Here is a 15,535-nt window from a genome sequence, read left to right as displayed (position 1 = left end):
AGTGGCATCATGAAAGATAACAGCGCAGCAACCTTAAAAATGAAGTCCGGCAAAATGTATCTGATTGGGATTATTGCCTTTTCCGGTTTGATTACTGGAATTGTCTTTATTAAGTTCTTGTTCTCAGTTTAATTTTGTGGGGTCAGGCTCAGTTTTTCGAGACTGAAGCCATTGTCGTTCACCAAGCGGCTTAATAGCGCTTGGTAGCGATTGGAATCCACTGTTTTAGTGCGTGAGAGTATCCAGAGATATTCTCTTCTAGGATCGCTGACGGCGGCCAACTGGTACTCTGGGTCAATATCAATAACCCAGTAGTCGCCCCAGACTAAAGGCAGAAACCCTAACCAAGCTGGTGCAAAACGGACCTCTAGCTTGGGTGAAGTGGAGTCACCAATTTGCCTTGCGGTACCTAAGGCCTCACCTTTTTCATTATTTTCAAATGTGCAGCGATTCGTCACGCTCACATTGCCATCATCTTTGATCTTGTAGGTGGCATTGGTATCAGCAATACACTTTCTTTGAAACCAATTTGGAAACTTGGCAATCTCGTACCAAGTCCCTTGATAGCGGGCAACGTCTAGTGAAGGGATTGTTTTAACAGGAGCATTTGGCTTTGGTTCAGCTTGGGCCATCACCCCAGTTTGTGCGCACAAGAAAAAAAGTAAGCCAAAAATATAGTGATGTTTTCTCATGATATTTGCCTCAGTTTTTTTCAGTTGAGTTGAATGCTGCAAGTAGTGATTTGTTCATTACCACTTTTGAGTTGAATTAATTCGTTACCCATCTTATTGATTTTAAGTTGCCCAATTTGTGGGTCAAAGCGCATTAATATTTGGTAGAAATCTTTCACCTCTAATAGGTCAATCCTAATCTCTTTGCCTTCATAGAGCAAGCTTGCAACTAGCGAGTCTTTATGAATGACTATCTGCATAGGACTACCATTGAGAACGCATGCCAGTGTCTTTGCTTTACGATCAATCGCGTCTATTTTGGGTGCATGAGAGTCGCAACCCCATAAAGCCAAAGCCAATAATAGAGACGCTAAAGCGTTCTTTAGACTCATCGGGGCAGACGCCAAAACTAGCGCTTAAGAGAGTTGAGCGAGAGGAGAAACCCCAATCAAGTATTGGTGCAATCCGAATATGAAAACCACCCAGAGAATCACGCCAGAAGCGATAGTAATCACAGTAGCCTTAGTGCTGATTTGAGCTTGCTCAGGGATATGAACTGGTCGTTTTCTGGCAGAACGAAAATCCAAAACAGCCCAGATGAGAAAGCTGCCAAATAGGATGAGATCTACTAGGGTGCCGTTAGAAAGTAAATGCGCTAGGGCCCATACTTTGACGCCGAGAATCATTGGATGTTTTAGCTTGAGGCGGATCGCATTATTCGAAGGCGAGCTTCCGGCTAAGAAGATAAAGGCGATGAGGTTTAATACCAAGGCGATATAAATGAGAAATGCATTAGGCTGCCATAAAACCAAGGTATCTTGTCTTGCTTGCCCATAGCCAACTACCATGATGATGAATCCAATTAAGGAAATGATGGTGTAGAGGCCTTTCCATTTCACTTCACCGATTTGATCAATGATTTGGTTGCGCCATGACTCAGCAAAGATGCGACAAGAGTGACTGGCGAGAAAAATAAAGAGACCGAATAGAAATAAAGCCATGGAATACTCCAAAGGGAAAATAGGTTTTAAGGTTTGTGAATTTCTGATTCGCTGGGCTTAATGCCATAGGGTTCTACTAGAGGCCAGATATGTTTAGGAATCATCGAAGTCATTTTTGCAGGCTGCTCTCTTCTTAGATGAATCACAGTTTCAATGGCTTTCATTTCTACGCGAGTGCGAGCAAATTCAAGACCACGAGGTCCAACCTTAGGCATTAACCAACCCACAATTGGTCTTAACCAGTTCGGCATTTTTCTTAAAGGAAGGCCACCAGCAGCGCGCTCAACATTTTTCATAAAGCCCACCACGGCTGAGTGGCGTTTGCCAGCACTTCCTGGTGCAGAGGTGTGCACTTCATCACCCAAGAGCGCTAGTAATTCTTCGCCACGTTGATTGCGAACGATCAGCCATTGCTCACCCTGACCGCCCATATAGCCAACTGTGATGTCAGACAGCACATTGGTGTAATCAACACAGGTGCGGCAGGTTAAGGGAAAAAAGTCATTTGGCAAAGTAGAGAGCGGCAATTGCAGAAACGGAATCTCTTTCTTTTTGCCATTTTTAAAGCGCACTTCAACGTGATAATCTGCTCTAAATTCAAGATAGTTAATCTCATCTGGTTCTGAACTAACTAAGGACAGAAAGTGATGAAAGTTCTCAGTGGTGGTGTTGTCAGAACACGGTGTGCCGATCACATAAAGTTTTTCGAGGCCTAATTCTTTTTCTAGAGCCCTTAAAGCGTATACCTGACAAGGGATGCCAATCACAGCCATCTTTTTATAGCCTTGAGCAATTGCCGGCTCTAGAAGGGAGAGAAGTGGCGCATAGCCCATTCTCATACCACGACACTTGGCCATATCTGTTGCTTTATCAATAATGATCGGCAATGGTTTCCAGCGATCCTGGGGATCCTCGGTCATCGTCAGAATGGCATCGACTGCGCCTGTTTCAAGTAGGCGCTCCCCGATCCGAGTGGTAATTCCAGTCCATTGCGCGCCTGCACTAGGATGATTGAGTGCAGCCCTCAGCATTTTGATGAAGGGACCAAAATGCAGTTCGTCAGGACGACCCAAATCTCTTGCCCTGCCATGAACCTGAGTTTCTAATTCTGGGTAATTGGGCTTGATAAATTGACAAGCTTCGCCGCAACGTTTTGGATTATCAGTGCGAGAAATACCACAGTCAGTGCAGAGGCTCCGATAAGGTGCATTAGAAGGGTTCACACAGTCCTTTGGTCACTATCATTTTAGGGTAATGGGGCAAAAAGCAAGGTAAAGATAATGCATTTATTATGACCTGAATAGAAAATACTTGCAGACCAATTTTATGAATATGGAGAGTCATCATGCTACCGAATATCCCCCTCAAAAGACTTGATGGAAGTGCAGAAAATTTACAGGATTATGCTGGCAAGACACTCTTAATCGTCAATGTTGCCAGTAACTGTGGATTCACTTCTCAATACCGTGATTTACAAAATCTTTACACTGCAAATCAAGCCAAAGGCCTGGAGATATTGGGCTTCCCATGTAATCAATTCGGCGCTCAAGAGCCGGGCTCTGCAGAGCAGATTCAAAGCTTTTGCAGCACTAACTATGGTGTGACTTTTCCGATGTTTGAGAAAATTGATGTGAATGGGGATAACACTCATCCCTTGTATGCTTATTTAAAGGATCGGGCTCCTGGCATATTGGGAACCACTGGTATTAAGTGGAACTTCACTAAGTTTATTGTGAGCAAAGATGGTCAATCCATCACACGACTTGCATCAGCCGATGGCGCTAGCAAGATGGAAGAAGCGCTTCAAAAACTACTCTAAATGAGATGCTGCCTAGAGAAGTAGTTACTTCTTTTTCTTCTTATCGGAGTCTAACCATTCGTTGACATCTGGGAAGGCATCTTGAACTTCACCCATAAATTCACGAACCATGTAATACAGGCCAGCAATTAAGAGACAAAAAACAAAGATCGATAGAAGGAGTAGGGTAGTGTTACTCATTTTTTACGATTCAATAATGCAGATAATTTGAAATAAATCCCAAAGCAAAATATTGAGGGCACCCAAAGCGCTGTAAAGATCGACTGCTCACGATCTTGGACTACAAACCATAAATAGGCTGAGGTAAAGAATGAAATTACCACCGCCATGAGAATGAAGTAATCTGATTTTTTAAACATATTCACTCCTTCACTTCGTTATTAAAATAATCCCCAATTCCGTAGCCAATTGCGCTCAGAAGGCATCCAATGATAGCGCAGCCACCCAATACACGAATGCCTGAAGAAAGACCAAAAGAAAACATATCGGCAGAAATGAAGTCCCACAGACTCAAGCTAATCAAGATAAAGCTAACCGAGCTAATGAAGAAGCCCGAAAGGATGAAGGTCTTTTCAGCTAATTGCGGTAAGTTGGTCATTGGGTTGATGACGGCTAGTAGCTTGGGAGCCTAGCAGGCAGCTTCAATTAAGCAACCGACTCTACTGACTTGGCTGGCCATATGAAATTGGTCATTGCTGCGATAGTGATGAGCAGCAAGATGATTTCTATTAGATAGACACCGCAGTAACCGGTAGCTGGGCTATTGAGCTCTTCGCCAAAATAATTTCTGGAAGCCATGCCAGCCAAAATATCCCGAAAAATGCCTCCAAAGCCAACTGCAATCCCTGCAGCAGTTGCTTGCACTGCTCCCCATGCACCCAATGCCAAGCCACTTTGATTTTCTGGAGCATATCTCATGGTGGCAGTTAAGGTGCCATGGCTAAATAGCCCGTTACCAAAGCCAATTAATACCACCCCGAGAATAAAAATGAGAGTGCTATTAAATGGCGCAGCGATGATGACCAACATGAATGCAGGAATACCAATTTTGGCGCCATTACTAGCCATCTTAAAAGGATCGTAACCAGCACTTAATACCTTGGAGGCAATACTAAAGCCAAACAAACAGCCAACGGCCAAAGTAGCAGTTAACACAGTGGTAGCACTCACACTCATGTTTAATAATTCACCACCATAAGGCTCTAGCAAAACATCATTCATGCTAAATGCCATGGTGCCAAAACCTACTGCAATTAAGCGACGAATTGCTTGACCACCCTCCTTGAAGGTTTCCCAAGACTCTTTAAAGTTTTGTTCTCTAGCGACTTGCGCTCTAGCACGCGCTTCTTCGCGGCTTTCTTGTTTCCAAAGTGCAATGGCATTCAACAAAATCGTGACGACAGCACTTCCTTGAATGACTTGGATTAAGCGTCCAGGGCTGTACTCTTCTAATAACTGACCAAAAATCAAAGCGCTACCAATCATGCCAATGAGTAACATCACAAACATCAGGCCAACAATATTAGGTTGCGCCTTAGGTGGTGCAAGATCACAAGCCAAGGCAAGACCAACAGTTTGAGTTGTGTGAATGCCGGCGCCAACAAATAAAAATGACAGTCCAGCAGCTGCTAGTCCAATCCATGCTGGCGCTTCGCTCGCATTACCTGCACCAGCTAACACTAGCAAAGCAAAAGGCATGATGGCTAGCCCACCAAATTGCACCATGGTTCCCATCCAAATATAAGGAACACGACGCCAACCGAGAGCAGATTTATGAGTGTCGGAGCGAAAACCAATCAGCGCTCTAATAGGAGCAAAAATAATGGGCAAGGAAACCATGATCGATACCAATGATGCTGGTACATGTAACTCCACAATCATTACTCGATTCAGTGTGCCCACTAAGAGCACTAAGGCCATGCCAACTGATACTTGGAAGAGGGATAGCCTGAGTAATCTACCTAGTGGTAGTTCAGCAGAAGCGGCGTCTGCGAAGGGCAAAAAACGGGGACCTAAATTAGCCCAGGTACTGATTAATTTTTGACTAAAGCGATTCATCTAAAACTGAGTTTAACTGACGAGTATGCAAAACAAAAAAATAAGACCCAGATCTAACGATCTAGGTCTTATGAGACAAAATAAAACTTATTTTTGTGCTGCTGGTGCCGCGGGCGCTCCAGAAGTAGCGCCAGCCTTAGCAGACTTACCGCCTTCTAAAAAAGCCTTCACCCAAGTTGTGTTATTAAGTAATGCCAAATGAACTGAAAAGGAACCAACTGCTACTGCACCCAAAAACAATGGGATACCAACTGTTGGCTTTACTACTGTCCACATTTTTCCGTAGATCATCTTAAGCTCCTTAAATTACTTCAACCAAGGTGAATAGATGTAAGCAAGTAAATGGGCAAGTGCTGCGATCATCCCAAAAAATTGCGTACCTTGAATGAGGTTGCGATGTAGCTCTTCCGCTTCCTCAACACTCAGACCTGTAAGAGTGTTATTTGTCATAGTGTTTTCCTCTCAAATCTAACTGCGTCGTGCAAACCCACACGAGGGTACTAATTAACCTTCTTTGCCACAAGGTGAATTTAGTCCTAATGTGTAAAAAAATCTAGACACTTTTCTAAGGAATTTCCCTTATAAGTCAATGTGTTGCACTGCAGAATAGATTGTAAAACAGCTATTTTTGAGCTGTTTTAGGGCTTTTGGGGGATAAAATGGGCTCCGAACACGGTCTATTGAGGTGTCATATGAGTCTATCTAGTGAGCGTTTTAGCACTATCAAAATCATTTTTGAGATCGCTTGTGCTGCAGGCGGGTTTGCCATGTCCCTTCTATTTGCCAAGCAGCTCGATTTAGGAGACGTCCCTGGTGTTTTTATGGGCCTCATGGGGGCAATTTTCACCTTCATTCTTGCGCAGGGCCTCACAAGCTTCATTTTTCGTATACTGCGTTGAGATTAATGTGAGGTCCAGCCTCTTGTTTGATAAGGATAGGTTATGAATAAGCAATCTACATCGAGCCCAATTGATGCGAAGTTTAAAAGAACCATGCTTTGGCTCAAATTTGCCATCGTTGTCTTCCCCATCGCCTTGCTCGGGCAGATCTGGATTCTCTATCAGGAGTATTCATTTACCAATTTACTTTTTGTGCTGATCACGGCCTTGGCCTTGTATTCCACAGTGAATTCATACAAAAAATTTAAAACTTACGAGGCTGCTGCTAAGAGCCAGCAATAATGGGTTCATATGTGGGTTTTCCCTAGGTGGGAAACTGAAATAGGTGTCAATCTTGATTGACATCTTGTGAATCACGGGGAAGAATCATTTTCATGATTTTTCTACGCCCACTTCAAGCTATTTTTAGATAGCCTCTCGTATGCAATTACTCAATCTTGGTGTGAACCATCACACTGCTCCAATTGATATTCGAGAGAGTGTCGCTATTTCTCCAGAGGATTTGCAAGACTCGTTATTGGATCTTCGTGATTATTTGCGAGGCACCCATCGCGAGTTAATGCCTGAAGTCGCCATTTTATCGACCTGCAATCGCATGGAGATTTACTGTGCCGCTAATGATGTGACTCAACCGAGTCATCATTTAGAAGAGCGTGCTTTTGATTGGCTGACTGCACAAAAGCGTCTGCACAGTGATGCATTAAAGCCATATATTTATTCTGCAAAAGAGACTGATGCTGTAAAGCATGTATTTAGAGTGAGTTGTGGAATGGACTCAATGGTTTTGGGTGAGACTCAGATTCTGGGTCAAATGAAGAAAGCGGTTGAATTCGCGGACCAAGCAGGCACATTAGGGTCCTATTTAAAGCCACTATTTAATAAAACTTTTTCAGTTGCTAAGGCAGTACGCGCAACAACGGATATTGGTAAACATTCAGTTTCTATGGCTAGCGCATCAGTTCGCTTAGCCGAAAGAATCTTTGGTGATTTAAATAACTCAAAAGTCTTATTTATTGGTGCAGGCGAAATGATTCAGTTATGCGCCTCACACTTTGCTGGTAAAAAACCAAAGCAGATTGCGATCACGAATCGTACCGTTGACCGTGGCGACGAAATGGCCAAAGTTTTTGCTGAGAAGGGTTTGAAAACCGACTCTTTTCCTTTGCAATCGCTACCAACCCGTTTGCATGAGTTTGATGTCGTTGTTTCATGCACGGCTAGTTCCTTACCCATCATAGGTATGGGACTTGTTAAAACAGCTTTGAAGACTAGAAATAGTAGGCCGATTGTATTAATCGACTTAGCTGTGCCACGTGATATAGAGCCAGAGATTCGCTCTCTCAAGGATGCCTACCTGTATTCGGTTGATGATTTGGGCAGCCTGGTTAATGAAGGTCGTAATATCCGCGAGCTCTCAATGGCTGATGCTGAAATTATTATTGACAATGGTGTGAGTGAATTTTTCCAGACACTACAAAAAAGAACACTAGTGCCAATCATTCAGTCCTTGCAAAATACTGCAGGCCGACTCAAAGAAATTGAATTGGAAAAAGCAGTGCGGCGCATTAAAAGGGGCGAAGATCCAGTTGAGGTTTTATCGATCATGGCAGATGCCCTAGCGAATAAATTTATGCATGCCCCTATCAATGCATTACAAAATTCACCCAATAATGAGATCGAAGATTTCAAGCGAATTCTCACTAGTATTTATCCTCCAAAATAATGACGGCGTTGAATATGCTCCAGGTCACCAAACTACTCCATACGATTAATTCTTCGCAGGACTTAAAGCAACTCGAACAGTCTGAGCTTCCACAATTGGCCGATGAATTGCGTGAATTTATCCTTCAATCTGTTGCTAGTACGGGTGGGCACCTATCTTCTAATCTTGGAACAGTAGAGTTAGCAGTCGCCTTGCACTACGTTTTCAATACGCCTGATGACAGAATCGTTTGGGACGTAGGCCATCAAAGCTATGCTCATAAAATTTTGACTGGGCGCAGAGAGGGAATGCCTCAGTTGCGCCAGTTTGGAGGCTTGTCTGGATTCCCTAAGCGTTCGGAAAGCGAATACGATGCTTTTGGCACAGCACATTCTTCCACCAGTATTTCAGCTGCTTTAGGAATGGCGGTCGCCAGTAAAGTGAAGGGCGAAAAGCGCAATGTGGTTGCCGTGATTGGAGATGGCTCCATGAGCGCGGGCATGGCCTATGAAGGTTTAAATAATGCCGGAGTTGATAAATCCATTCCCTTGATCGTGATTTTGAACGATAACGAAATGTCGATTTCGCCAGCCGTCGGAGCTCTCAATCGATATTTAGCAAAACTCATTAGCGGTTCAATTTATGGGGCCACTAAAAAAGGCTTAGATAAGGTGCTTTCCTATAGCCCTCCCTTGCGAGAGTTTGCAAAAAGACTGGAGGGTCATGCTAAGGGGATGATTGGTCCAGCTACCATTTTTGAAGAATTTGGTTTTGATTACTATGGCCCAATCGATGGTCATAACTTGGAAGATTTGATTGTCACATTGAGTAATTTAAAAAAGATTGCTCAAACTGATGGCCCACAATTTCTGCATATCGTTACCAAAAAAGGTAAAGGATACGAGAGGGCAGAGTTAAATCCGATTGCTTATCATGGGCCAGGAAAATTTAATCCTAGCGAAGGTCTAAAGCCTTCCGCGCCAGGTAAAAAAACCTATACCGAAGTGTTTGGTGAATGGCTTTGCGACATGGCAAAGCAAGATCAGCGTCTGATTGGTATTACGCCAGCGATGCGCGAGGGTTCTGGTCTAGTTCAGTTTGAAAAACAGTTTCCTGAACGTTACTTTGACGTAGGCATTGCAGAACAACATGCGGTGACTTTTGCGGCAGGTATTGCTTGTGAAGGTCTCAAGCCAGTAGTCGCTATCTATTCCACCTTTTTACAAAGGGGCTACGATCAACTGATCCACGATGTGACCTTGCAAAATTTACCGATTGTCTTTGCCGTAGACCGAGCCGGCATGGTTGGTGCAGATGGTGCAACACATGCAGGTGCATTTGATGTGGCCTTTTTAAGATGCTTGCCGAATGTGGTTCTCATGACGCCATCTAATCAAGCAGATTGCAGAAATATGTTGACCACAGCTTTTAGCTTAAATGGTCCCTCAGTGGTGCGTTATCCACGGGGCTCTGGATTGGGTCCTGAAGCCTCTCAGAAACTTGAGGTTATTACTGTTGGCGAAGGATTGATCGTTCGCAAAATCAAAAATACTGTAGCCGTCGGTAAAAAGATTGCTTTCGTTTGTTTTGGTCCTTTGCTTTACAGTGCGTTAGAGGCTGCAGAGGAGCTTGATGCTACGGTTGCCGATATGCGCTTTGTGAAACCTCTAGATGAAAAATTATTATTAGATCTAGCAAAAAATCATGATGCTTTGGTCTTTGTTGAAGATAGCGCCATCCAAGGAGGGGCTGGTAGCGCCTGTTTAGAAGCCTTATCAGCAAATAAGATTCAAATACCGACTTTACAAATTGGTCTACCCGATGAGTATGTCGAGCATGGTGATATTAATGTGCTGCTAGATTTTTATGGCCTATCCCCGAAAAAAATTCTGACTAAGGTGCGTGAGCATTTTCAAATCTAACGATCTATTTCATGTTTAAGAAAGAAAAAAAAGACACTCAAGGTTTATCAAAAGAACAAAAGTGGCAATACATTGGTAAACCTGTTGCCATCATCTTTGGTACTCTGAATCTTTTCATTCTGATTTTTTTCTTAATCAACTATTACGCTTAAATACTGAACCAAAGGCTGATTAACCCATGTTGAATAAGAAAATGGTCGTGCCATTTGTGTGGGGCCTATCCATAGCGATTCTGGGCGGCTTGGCAACGGATTTGGGGCCTTGGTACCACGCTTTAAAAGAGCCTTTTTGGAAACCCCCTGATTTTTTATTTGGTCCCATTTGGTCTACTATTTTTATTCTTTCAGGTATCGCTTGGGTAGGGGTAAAACACTTGACCTCGGATACTTTGATTCTCAGTCGCCTGAATATTTTCTTTTGGCTCAATGCACTTCTGAATTTACTGTGGAGCATTTTGTATTTTCGTTTTCAAAGACCTGATTGGTCTTTATATGAAGCCGTGTTTTTATGGCTTTCAGTGCTAGCTATTTTTCTGACAATCAGAAAAATTTCTACTAAATATAGCTTATATATCTTGCCGTATTTAGTATGGGTCAGTATTGCGATTGTTTTAAATTGGGATACAGTTCGACTGAATGGCCCCTTTGCCTAAAAGTGCGACTGGGATGCAGGTAAAACAAATTAAGAGAAGTCCATGACTAAAGAACATCGAATCGTGATTGTGGGAGGTGGTGCTGGCGGTCTAGAGCTCGCAACCAAACTCGGCGATCGTTTTCGCTCCCGTAACAGTGGCTCTAAAAAAGTATCCGTTATTTTGGTGGATAAGAATCGTACCCATCTATGGAAGCCAAAACTGCATGAGGTTGCTGCAGGCTCTATGGATCTTGCCGATCAAGAGCTAGACTACATTGCGCAAGCACACTGGCATCATTTTAGTTTTCGCTTAGGTGAGTTAACCGGTATAGATAGAGTCAACCGACAAATTCAGGTGGCCCCTTTTTATGATGACGCGGGTGTATTGATTACGCCTCAGCAAACGATTCAATACGACACCCTAATTATTTCTATTGGTAGCTTAACGAATGATTTTGGTACCCCGGGCGTTGAACAATATGCTCAAAGGCTTGAGTCTCTTGTAGATGCAAAGCGCTTTCACTTACGTTTGATCAATGCTTGTCTTAGGGCGCAAGCTCAAACCAAGCCTTTGGAAGCCCATCAATTACAGGTTGTCATTATTGGGGCTGGTGCTACTGGAGTAGAGTTAGCCGCAGAATTACATCGCACTACGCGTGCGATTATTTCTTTTGGCATGGATCGCGTGGATCCCGAGAAAGATCTCAAAGTCATTTTGATTGAGGCTGCTCCTAAGATATTGCCTGCACTCTCTGCAAGAATCTCCAGCGCGGCTGAAAAATTACTCACCGATCTTGGCGTTGAAGTCATGACTAATGCTAAGGTAAAAGAAATCCAGTCTGATCGAGTATGTTTATCTAGTGGCGTAGAAATTCCAGCTGAATTAATTGTGTGGGCGGCTGGGGTTAAGGCGCCAGACTTTTTGAATGGGATTGGCGGCTTAGAAAGTAATCGTGCTAATCAACTGTTGGTATTACCAACCTTACAAACTACCCTTGACCCTCATATTTTTGCAATGGGAGACTGTGCTGCATGTCCATGGCCAGAGGCGAATAATGGCAAGGGCGGCATTGTTCCTCCTAGAGCTCAGGCAGCCCATCAACAAGCCTCACATCTCTTTTCCCAAATCAATCAAATCATGGACGGCAAGCCGCTGCGACCTTATCAATATCGCGATTTTGGCTCGCTCGTATCCTTGGGCGAATACAGTAGTGTGGGCAGCATGATGGGAGGTTTGATTGGCGGTAGTCTGATGGTGGAAGGTTTGTTTGCAAAGCTGATGTACATCAGCCTATACAAACTTCATCAACTGGCCCTGCATGGCTGGGTTAAGGTGGCTTTAGACACGATCAGCCGTTTAATCCACCGTAGAACGCATTCTATCGTCAAGCTTCACTGAGCCAAGCAGATATTTACTTAAGCGAGTAATATTTATACAAATAACAAGCTTAAGAGTATCAAATGAGTCACTACCAACCTATTAATTTCTCCGACCGGGTGGCCCTTTTCTTTACAAAAAGTATGCGTTTTTTTGCAGATACTTTTTTCCAAAAAAGATATGGTCACCGCGCAGTCGTTCTTGAGACCGTTGCAGGCGTTCCTGGCATGGTTTCTGGGATGTGGACGCATCTGACCAGTTTGCGCAAGATGAAAACAGGATATGGTCCCAAGATTCGTACTTTGTTGGATGAAGCGGAAAATGAAAGAATGCACTTAATGACTTTCATTGAGATTGCTAAGCCAAATGCCTTTGAGCGCTTTTTAGTCCTGACTGCGCAAGCAGTATTTTGGAATATGTTTTTTGTTATCTACGTTTTTTTTCCAAGAACAGCTCATCGTATTGTTGGATATTTTGAAGAAGAAGCGGTTTATTCCTATACAGAATATTTACGTGAAATTGATAATGGAAGCTTACCTAATATCCCTGCGCCAAAAATTGCCATTGATTATTGGAACTTATCTGCAGACGCTACATTGCGTGATGTGGTGATTGCAGTCCGAGAGGATGAGGCAAAGCATCGCGACGTGAATCATGAGTTTGCTAGCGAATACGACCGTTAGGATTTAAGCCAACTCAGCCTTCATGATTGGGCTATCTCAATAGAGCGAATAAGCCGGTGATGGCAATCAGAATGTAAAGGAACAAGTAAATCTTGATATCCTTAAAAACAATTTCTCGCGCAATTTTTTTGTATTTCAAAAGGTAGAGATGATAGATGATGGGTGAGATCAATATCACACCAAACTCAAAGATTAGCTCTAGTTTTTCACCAGTCATCTATTTAATGAATTTGCTTTTTGAAAACACTAACAGGGCGACAGATACGATGCCTATGGAAAAGAGAAAAAAGGAGCCGGTTTTTACAAACACCACAAAGCCTATTAGTACTAAGCCAAATGCAAACAATCCCAATTTATCTCTGGACATTTCATCGATCCCTAAGCAATAGCGTTTGTTCTAGACTCTGTTGATCATACAAGACCTGTTCCTATAATGGCAATGAGTTTTCATCGTGGAAAATATGACGATGCAATCTTTCTTGTAGGCTTTGAGAACCCTATATATTGTTGATAAATGACTGAGTTACGCCAAGCCACTCTTGAAATACTGGCCATTACCGATGCGCAAATAAAGGCAAGCCGAGTTTTTCAATTATTTGACGAATATCACAAGCAACTCGTCGACATAAATCCTGCTGCACTATTGAATAGTCAAGATCTGGCTTTGCCTGGGCGCCCACAACGGCCTGAATTGATTCCACCTCTTCAGGTTCCCAAAAGAAAAATGGATAGCGTCGAGGGAAGGGTGGCTTTATTGCATTCACTAGCCCATATCGAATTTAATGCGATTAATCTTGCCTTAGACGCGATTTGGCGTTTTCCTAACATGCCTCAGCAATACTATGAAGATTGGCTCAGAGTTGCCAAAGAAGAGGCTTACCACTTCACACTAGTGAACGAATATATCCAATCCTTTGGATTTTCTTATGGTGATTTTTCTGCACACAATAGTTTGTGGGAAATGGTAGAGAGAACACAAGACTCAGTCATTGCTCGGATGGCGCTTGTTCCGCGCACCATGGAAGCTAGGGGCCTAGATGCCGTACCCATGATTCGAGATCGTTTCAAGCAAATTAAAGAGCTCGGCGCAGTAGATATTCTAGAGATCATTCTCCGAGATGAAATCGGTCATGTTGCCATTGGTAATCATTGGTTCAATTTCTTATGCGAGAAAGACAATCTCTCGCCAATTACCGCCTATAGAGATCTAGCAAAAAAATATTCCGCACCCAAATTACGGGGGCCATTTAATTTCGAGGCTCGTAAGCAAGCAGGATTTACTGCTGAAGAGCTCAGTTTGCTTGGGGTATAGTCATAATAAATATTGATTAGGAGAGTATATGAATTTATCTCGTCGCACATTCATCACATCGGCTGCGTTAGCGCCGGTAGCTTGTGGCGTCCCGCTTTCATATGAGCGTGGCATTCCAGTTGCGCAGCCTAACCCGGCACCCGCTATTCGTGCGCCCCAAGTTGGCCAGGAATGGACCTACGTTAAACGCAATGTATTTGACGGTAAAAATTTAGGGCTGATTACTGAGCGTGTAGCCAGCATTGGTTCAACGATTGTGGTTGATCGATCGAACGAAAGCGGCGAAAAACTACCCAATGAAATTCAAGGACCTTGGGGTACAGTGATTCGAGATCCGCATTGGTCTAGGGTCATTAGCTTTAACCCAGCCATCCCTTTATGGCCTCAAGAGTTAGCTTCAAGCTGGAGTAAGCAATTGATTACCAAATATAGCTTGGCAGGCTACCCAGATAATGCTTATGGCTGGCAAGAATATATGAGCGCCCACGGTTGGGAACAAATGACTGTACCTGCAGGCATTTTTCTGACTTTGCGTTACCAAAATCTGATTAATTATGTGAGCGATGATGACAACAAAGTCAATTGCATCCGTAAAGAAACTGTCTGGTTTGCTCCCAGTATTGGTCGTTGGGTTGCCCGCGAATCCTCTGGCTCTTATATGATTCAGGGTCAGTTAGGCATGCCTAATTTGGAAGATAGTCTTCAATGGCAACTCACTTCATACAAGTAAAACACTGGCGCAGATTCTTTTTAGTAGCCCTGCCAATTTTTTTGCTAGGGTGCATTTCTTCGCAGCCATTTCCTCAAGGTGTCAATGTAGGTCAACCCATACCAACGCCAATCGTTCGGGCGCCCAAGGTAGGGCAAGAATGGGTTTACCAAGTCCGTAATGTATTTAACCAAGAAATCATTGATACCGTCACCGAAAGAGTTGTCTCGGTAGGTAGTGAAATTCGTATTACACGCTCGGGAGTTAAGTCGGGTCCATTGCCCGATGAAATCCAAGCGCCCTGGGGCTTTGTCTTGCAGGATCCGCATTGGAGCCCTCCACAAAAATTTCAGCAGGCAATTCCTCTTTGGCCTGAACAACTTCAGGTGGGCTGGCATCGGTTTTATAAAACCCACTATCAAGTTCCCACTTATCCAGATGGAAGTTATTACTGGGGACTCAATATGTCGGCACTTGCTTGGGAGCAAATCCAGTCTCCAGCAGGAAAGTTTCTGACCCTTCACCTCCACAATGAGATACCTTATTTTGAGAGTAATGACCTCTTTAGAGTTCAAAATATCCGCGAGGAAGATGTTTGGTTCTCTCCAGAAATCGGGCGCTGGGTGATCCGTAGGGGCAGTGGGCGCTATATTACGCCCGGAGTGTTCTGGTCAAACGCCTATTGGGAAGACTATTGGCAATGGGAGCTGGTCTCCTGGAAGTAAGCAAAGCGCTTAAAATAGCATAT

Annotated in this window: 23 protein-coding genes; 13 read left to right on the top strand and 10 right to left on the bottom strand. The window is 43.5% G+C overall.

Annotated features, from left to right (window positions below; genetic code table 11):
- The first annotated feature begins 9 nt into the window (after positions 1-9).
- Complete coding sequence (locus AOC29_RS11390; RefSeq protein WP_255534195.1) at positions 10-132, top strand: hypothetical protein; 123 nt, start codon at positions 10-12, stop codon at positions 130-132.
- On the opposite strand, the gene AOC29_RS07655 is transcribed toward AOC29_RS11390, so the two are convergent.
- Genes AOC29_RS07655 through AOC29_RS07640 form a run of 4 tightly spaced genes read right to left on the bottom strand, consistent with a single transcriptional unit; the run spans position 129 to position 2,895 of the window.
- Positions 129-692 carry a lipocalin family protein gene (locus tag AOC29_RS07655; RefSeq protein ID WP_215295294.1) on the bottom strand — a complete coding sequence of 188 codons (564 nt, stop codon included), beginning with the start codon at positions 690-692 and terminating at the stop codon, positions 129-131. The two genes, AOC29_RS11390 and AOC29_RS07655, sit on opposite strands and share 4 nt — an antisense overlap.
- 20 nt (positions 693-712) lie before the next feature.
- A complete protein-coding gene (locus tag AOC29_RS07650; protein ID WP_215295292.1) occupies positions 713-1,063 on the bottom strand; it encodes a hypothetical protein in 351 nt (116 codons plus the stop codon).
- Between the two features lie 24 nt (positions 1,064-1,087).
- Entirely contained in the window at positions 1,088-1,672 is a 585-nt protein-coding gene (locus tag AOC29_RS07645) for an NnrU family protein (RefSeq protein WP_215295291.1), read from the bottom strand.
- A gap of 26 nt (positions 1,673-1,698) precedes the next feature.
- The gene (locus tag AOC29_RS07640) at positions 1,699-2,895 is read right to left on the bottom strand and encodes a Coenzyme F420 hydrogenase/dehydrogenase, beta subunit C-terminal domain (protein WP_215295289.1); all 1,197 of its coding nucleotides are present in this window, start codon (positions 2,893-2,895) and stop codon (positions 1,699-1,701) included.
- Positions 2,896-3,014: 119 nt separating this feature from the next.
- Between AOC29_RS07640 and AOC29_RS07635 the strand changes: the two genes are divergently transcribed.
- Complete coding sequence (locus AOC29_RS07635; RefSeq protein ID WP_371819557.1) at positions 3,015-3,491, top strand: glutathione peroxidase; 477 nt, start codon at positions 3,015-3,017, stop codon at positions 3,489-3,491.
- 24 nt (positions 3,492-3,515) lie between these two features.
- On the opposite strand, the gene AOC29_RS07630 is transcribed toward AOC29_RS07635, so the two are convergent.
- The 6 genes from AOC29_RS07630 to pufB form a co-directional block, all read right to left on the bottom strand.
- Positions 3,516-3,671 (bottom strand): hypothetical protein, encoded by a 156-nt coding sequence (locus AOC29_RS07630; RefSeq protein WP_215295285.1) that lies wholly within the window; start codon positions 3,669-3,671, stop codon positions 3,516-3,518.
- Positions 3,668-3,850 (bottom strand): hypothetical protein, encoded by a 183-nt coding sequence (locus AOC29_RS07625; RefSeq protein WP_215295283.1) that lies wholly within the window; start codon positions 3,848-3,850, stop codon positions 3,668-3,670. The genes AOC29_RS07630 and AOC29_RS07625 overlap by 4 nt, the downstream gene beginning before the upstream one ends.
- Positions 3,851-3,852: 2 nt before the next feature.
- Entirely contained in the window at positions 3,853-4,089 is a 237-nt protein-coding gene (locus AOC29_RS07620; RefSeq protein WP_215295281.1) for a hypothetical protein, read from the bottom strand.
- A 47-nt stretch (positions 4,090-4,136) separates the two neighbouring features.
- A complete protein-coding gene (locus AOC29_RS07615; RefSeq protein ID WP_215295279.1) occupies positions 4,137-5,549 on the bottom strand; it encodes a PucC family protein in 1,413 nt (470 codons plus the stop codon).
- 87 nt (positions 5,550-5,636) lie between these two features.
- On the bottom strand, positions 5,637-5,840 hold the full coding sequence (locus AOC29_RS07610; RefSeq protein WP_215295278.1) for a light-harvesting protein: 204 nt from the start codon (positions 5,838-5,840) through the stop codon (positions 5,637-5,639).
- A gap of 15 nt (positions 5,841-5,855) precedes the next feature.
- Positions 5,856-5,999, bottom strand: a complete 144-nt coding sequence (gene pufB, locus AOC29_RS07605) for a light-harvesting antenna LH1, beta subunit (protein WP_112294365.1) — start codon at positions 5,997-5,999, stop codon at positions 5,856-5,858.
- A 242-nt stretch (positions 6,000-6,241) separates the two neighbouring features.
- Here pufB and AOC29_RS07600 point away from each other — a divergent pair, with 242 nt between their 5' ends.
- The 11 genes from AOC29_RS07600 (at position 6,242) to AOC29_RS07550 (ending at position 15,512) form a co-directional block, all read left to right on the top strand.
- Positions 6,242-6,448, top strand: coding sequence for a hypothetical protein (locus AOC29_RS07600; protein ID WP_215295276.1), 207 nt, complete (start codon positions 6,242-6,244; stop codon positions 6,446-6,448).
- A 42-nt stretch (positions 6,449-6,490) separates the two neighbouring features.
- Complete coding sequence (locus tag AOC29_RS07595; RefSeq protein WP_215295274.1) at positions 6,491-6,730, top strand: hypothetical protein; 240 nt, start codon at positions 6,491-6,493, stop codon at positions 6,728-6,730.
- A 139-nt stretch (positions 6,731-6,869) separates the two neighbouring features.
- On the top strand, positions 6,870-8,171 hold the full coding sequence (gene hemA / locus AOC29_RS07590; RefSeq protein WP_215295272.1) for a glutamyl-tRNA reductase: 1,302 nt from the start codon (positions 6,870-6,872) through the stop codon (positions 8,169-8,171).
- Between the two features lie 14 nt (positions 8,172-8,185).
- Entirely contained in the window at positions 8,186-10,072 is a 1,887-nt protein-coding gene (gene dxs, locus AOC29_RS07585; protein WP_215295270.1) for a 1-deoxy-D-xylulose-5-phosphate synthase, read from the top strand.
- An 11-nt stretch (positions 10,073-10,083) separates the two neighbouring features.
- The gene (locus tag AOC29_RS07580) at positions 10,084-10,224 is read left to right on the top strand and encodes a hypothetical protein (RefSeq protein WP_215295268.1); all 141 of its coding nucleotides are present in this window, start codon (positions 10,084-10,086) and stop codon (positions 10,222-10,224) included.
- Positions 10,225-10,250: 26 nt separating this feature from the next.
- Positions 10,251-10,724 (top strand): TspO/MBR family protein, encoded by a 474-nt coding sequence (locus AOC29_RS07575; protein WP_215295266.1) that lies wholly within the window; start codon positions 10,251-10,253, stop codon positions 10,722-10,724.
- A gap of 42 nt (positions 10,725-10,766) precedes the next feature.
- Positions 10,767-12,104 carry an NAD(P)/FAD-dependent oxidoreductase gene (locus tag AOC29_RS07570; RefSeq protein WP_215295264.1) on the top strand — a complete coding sequence of 446 codons (1,338 nt, stop codon included), beginning with the start codon at positions 10,767-10,769 and terminating at the stop codon, positions 12,102-12,104.
- A 62-nt stretch (positions 12,105-12,166) separates the two neighbouring features.
- Positions 12,167-12,766, top strand: a complete 600-nt coding sequence (locus AOC29_RS07565) for an alternative oxidase (protein ID WP_215295263.1) — start codon at positions 12,167-12,169, stop codon at positions 12,764-12,766.
- Positions 12,767-13,280: 514 nt separating this feature from the next.
- Positions 13,281-14,078: a ferritin-like domain-containing protein gene (locus AOC29_RS07560; RefSeq protein WP_215295261.1), complete on the top strand. Its 798-nt coding sequence runs from the start codon at positions 13,281-13,283 to the stop codon at positions 14,076-14,078.
- Positions 14,079-14,106: 28 nt separating this feature from the next.
- The gene (locus tag AOC29_RS07555; RefSeq protein ID WP_215295259.1) at positions 14,107-14,808 is read left to right on the top strand and encodes a hypothetical protein; all 702 of its coding nucleotides are present in this window, start codon (positions 14,107-14,109) and stop codon (positions 14,806-14,808) included.
- A complete protein-coding gene (locus AOC29_RS07550) occupies positions 14,784-15,512 on the top strand; it encodes a hypothetical protein (protein ID WP_215295257.1) in 729 nt (242 codons plus the stop codon). Before AOC29_RS07555 ends, AOC29_RS07550 begins: the two co-directional genes overlap by 25 nt.
- Positions 15,513-15,535: the final 23 nt, after the last annotated feature.

It is taken from the genome of Polynucleobacter sp. JS-JIR-5-A7 (assembly GCF_018687935.1).
Classification (GTDB): Bacteria; Pseudomonadota; Gammaproteobacteria; order Burkholderiales; family Burkholderiaceae; genus Polynucleobacter.
Note: the sequence above shows the minus strand (reverse complement) of the source record. Positions and strands in the feature narration are given on the sequence as shown.

Excerpts from the sequence above, each read along its gene's own strand:
- AOC29_RS11390 (WP_255534195.1), top strand. The coding sequence starts at position 10 with ATGAAAGATAACAGCGCAGCAACCTTAAAAATGAAGTCCGGCAAAATG.
- AOC29_RS07655 (WP_215295294.1), bottom strand. The coding sequence starts at position 692 with ATGAGAAAACATCACTATATTTTTGGCTTACTTTTTTTCTTGTGCGCA.
- AOC29_RS07650 (WP_215295292.1), bottom strand. The coding sequence starts at position 1,063 with ATGAGTCTAAAGAACGCTTTAGCGTCTCTATTATTGGCTTTGGCTTTA.
- AOC29_RS07645 (WP_215295291.1), bottom strand. The coding sequence starts at position 1,672 with ATGGCTTTATTTCTATTCGGTCTCTTTATTTTTCTCGCCAGTCACTCT.
- AOC29_RS07630 (WP_215295285.1), bottom strand. The coding sequence starts at position 3,671 with ATGAGTAACACTACCCTACTCCTTCTATCGATCTTTGTTTTTTGTCTC.
- AOC29_RS07625 (WP_215295283.1), bottom strand. The coding sequence starts at position 3,850 with ATGTTTAAAAAATCAGATTACTTCATTCTCATGGCGGTGGTAATTTCA.
- AOC29_RS07620 (WP_215295281.1), bottom strand. The coding sequence starts at position 4,089 with ATGACCAACTTACCGCAATTAGCTGAAAAGACCTTCATCCTTTCGGGC.
- AOC29_RS07615 (WP_215295279.1), bottom strand. The coding sequence starts at position 5,549 with ATGAATCGCTTTAGTCAAAAATTAATCAGTACCTGGGCTAATTTAGGT.
- AOC29_RS07610 (WP_215295278.1), bottom strand. The coding sequence starts at position 5,840 with ATGATCTACGGAAAAATGTGGACAGTAGTAAAGCCAACAGTTGGTATC.
- pufB (WP_112294365.1), bottom strand. The coding sequence starts at position 5,999 with ATGACAAATAACACTCTTACAGGTCTGAGTGTTGAGGAAGCGGAAGAG.
- AOC29_RS07600 (WP_215295276.1), top strand. The coding sequence starts at position 6,242 with ATGAGTCTATCTAGTGAGCGTTTTAGCACTATCAAAATCATTTTTGAG.
- AOC29_RS07595 (WP_215295274.1), top strand. The coding sequence starts at position 6,491 with ATGAATAAGCAATCTACATCGAGCCCAATTGATGCGAAGTTTAAAAGA.
- hemA (WP_215295272.1), top strand. The coding sequence starts at position 6,870 with ATGCAATTACTCAATCTTGGTGTGAACCATCACACTGCTCCAATTGAT.
- dxs (WP_215295270.1), top strand. The coding sequence starts at position 8,186 with ATGCTCCAGGTCACCAAACTACTCCATACGATTAATTCTTCGCAGGAC.
- AOC29_RS07580 (WP_215295268.1), top strand. The coding sequence starts at position 10,084 with ATGTTTAAGAAAGAAAAAAAAGACACTCAAGGTTTATCAAAAGAACAA.
- AOC29_RS07575 (WP_215295266.1), top strand. The coding sequence starts at position 10,251 with ATGTTGAATAAGAAAATGGTCGTGCCATTTGTGTGGGGCCTATCCATA.
- AOC29_RS07570 (WP_215295264.1), top strand. The coding sequence starts at position 10,767 with ATGACTAAAGAACATCGAATCGTGATTGTGGGAGGTGGTGCTGGCGGT.
- AOC29_RS07565 (WP_215295263.1), top strand. The coding sequence starts at position 12,167 with ATGAGTCACTACCAACCTATTAATTTCTCCGACCGGGTGGCCCTTTTC.
- AOC29_RS07560 (WP_215295261.1), top strand. The coding sequence starts at position 13,281 with ATGACTGAGTTACGCCAAGCCACTCTTGAAATACTGGCCATTACCGAT.
- AOC29_RS07555 (WP_215295259.1), top strand. The coding sequence starts at position 14,107 with ATGAATTTATCTCGTCGCACATTCATCACATCGGCTGCGTTAGCGCCG.
- AOC29_RS07550 (WP_215295257.1), top strand. The coding sequence starts at position 14,784 with ATGGCAACTCACTTCATACAAGTAAAACACTGGCGCAGATTCTTTTTA.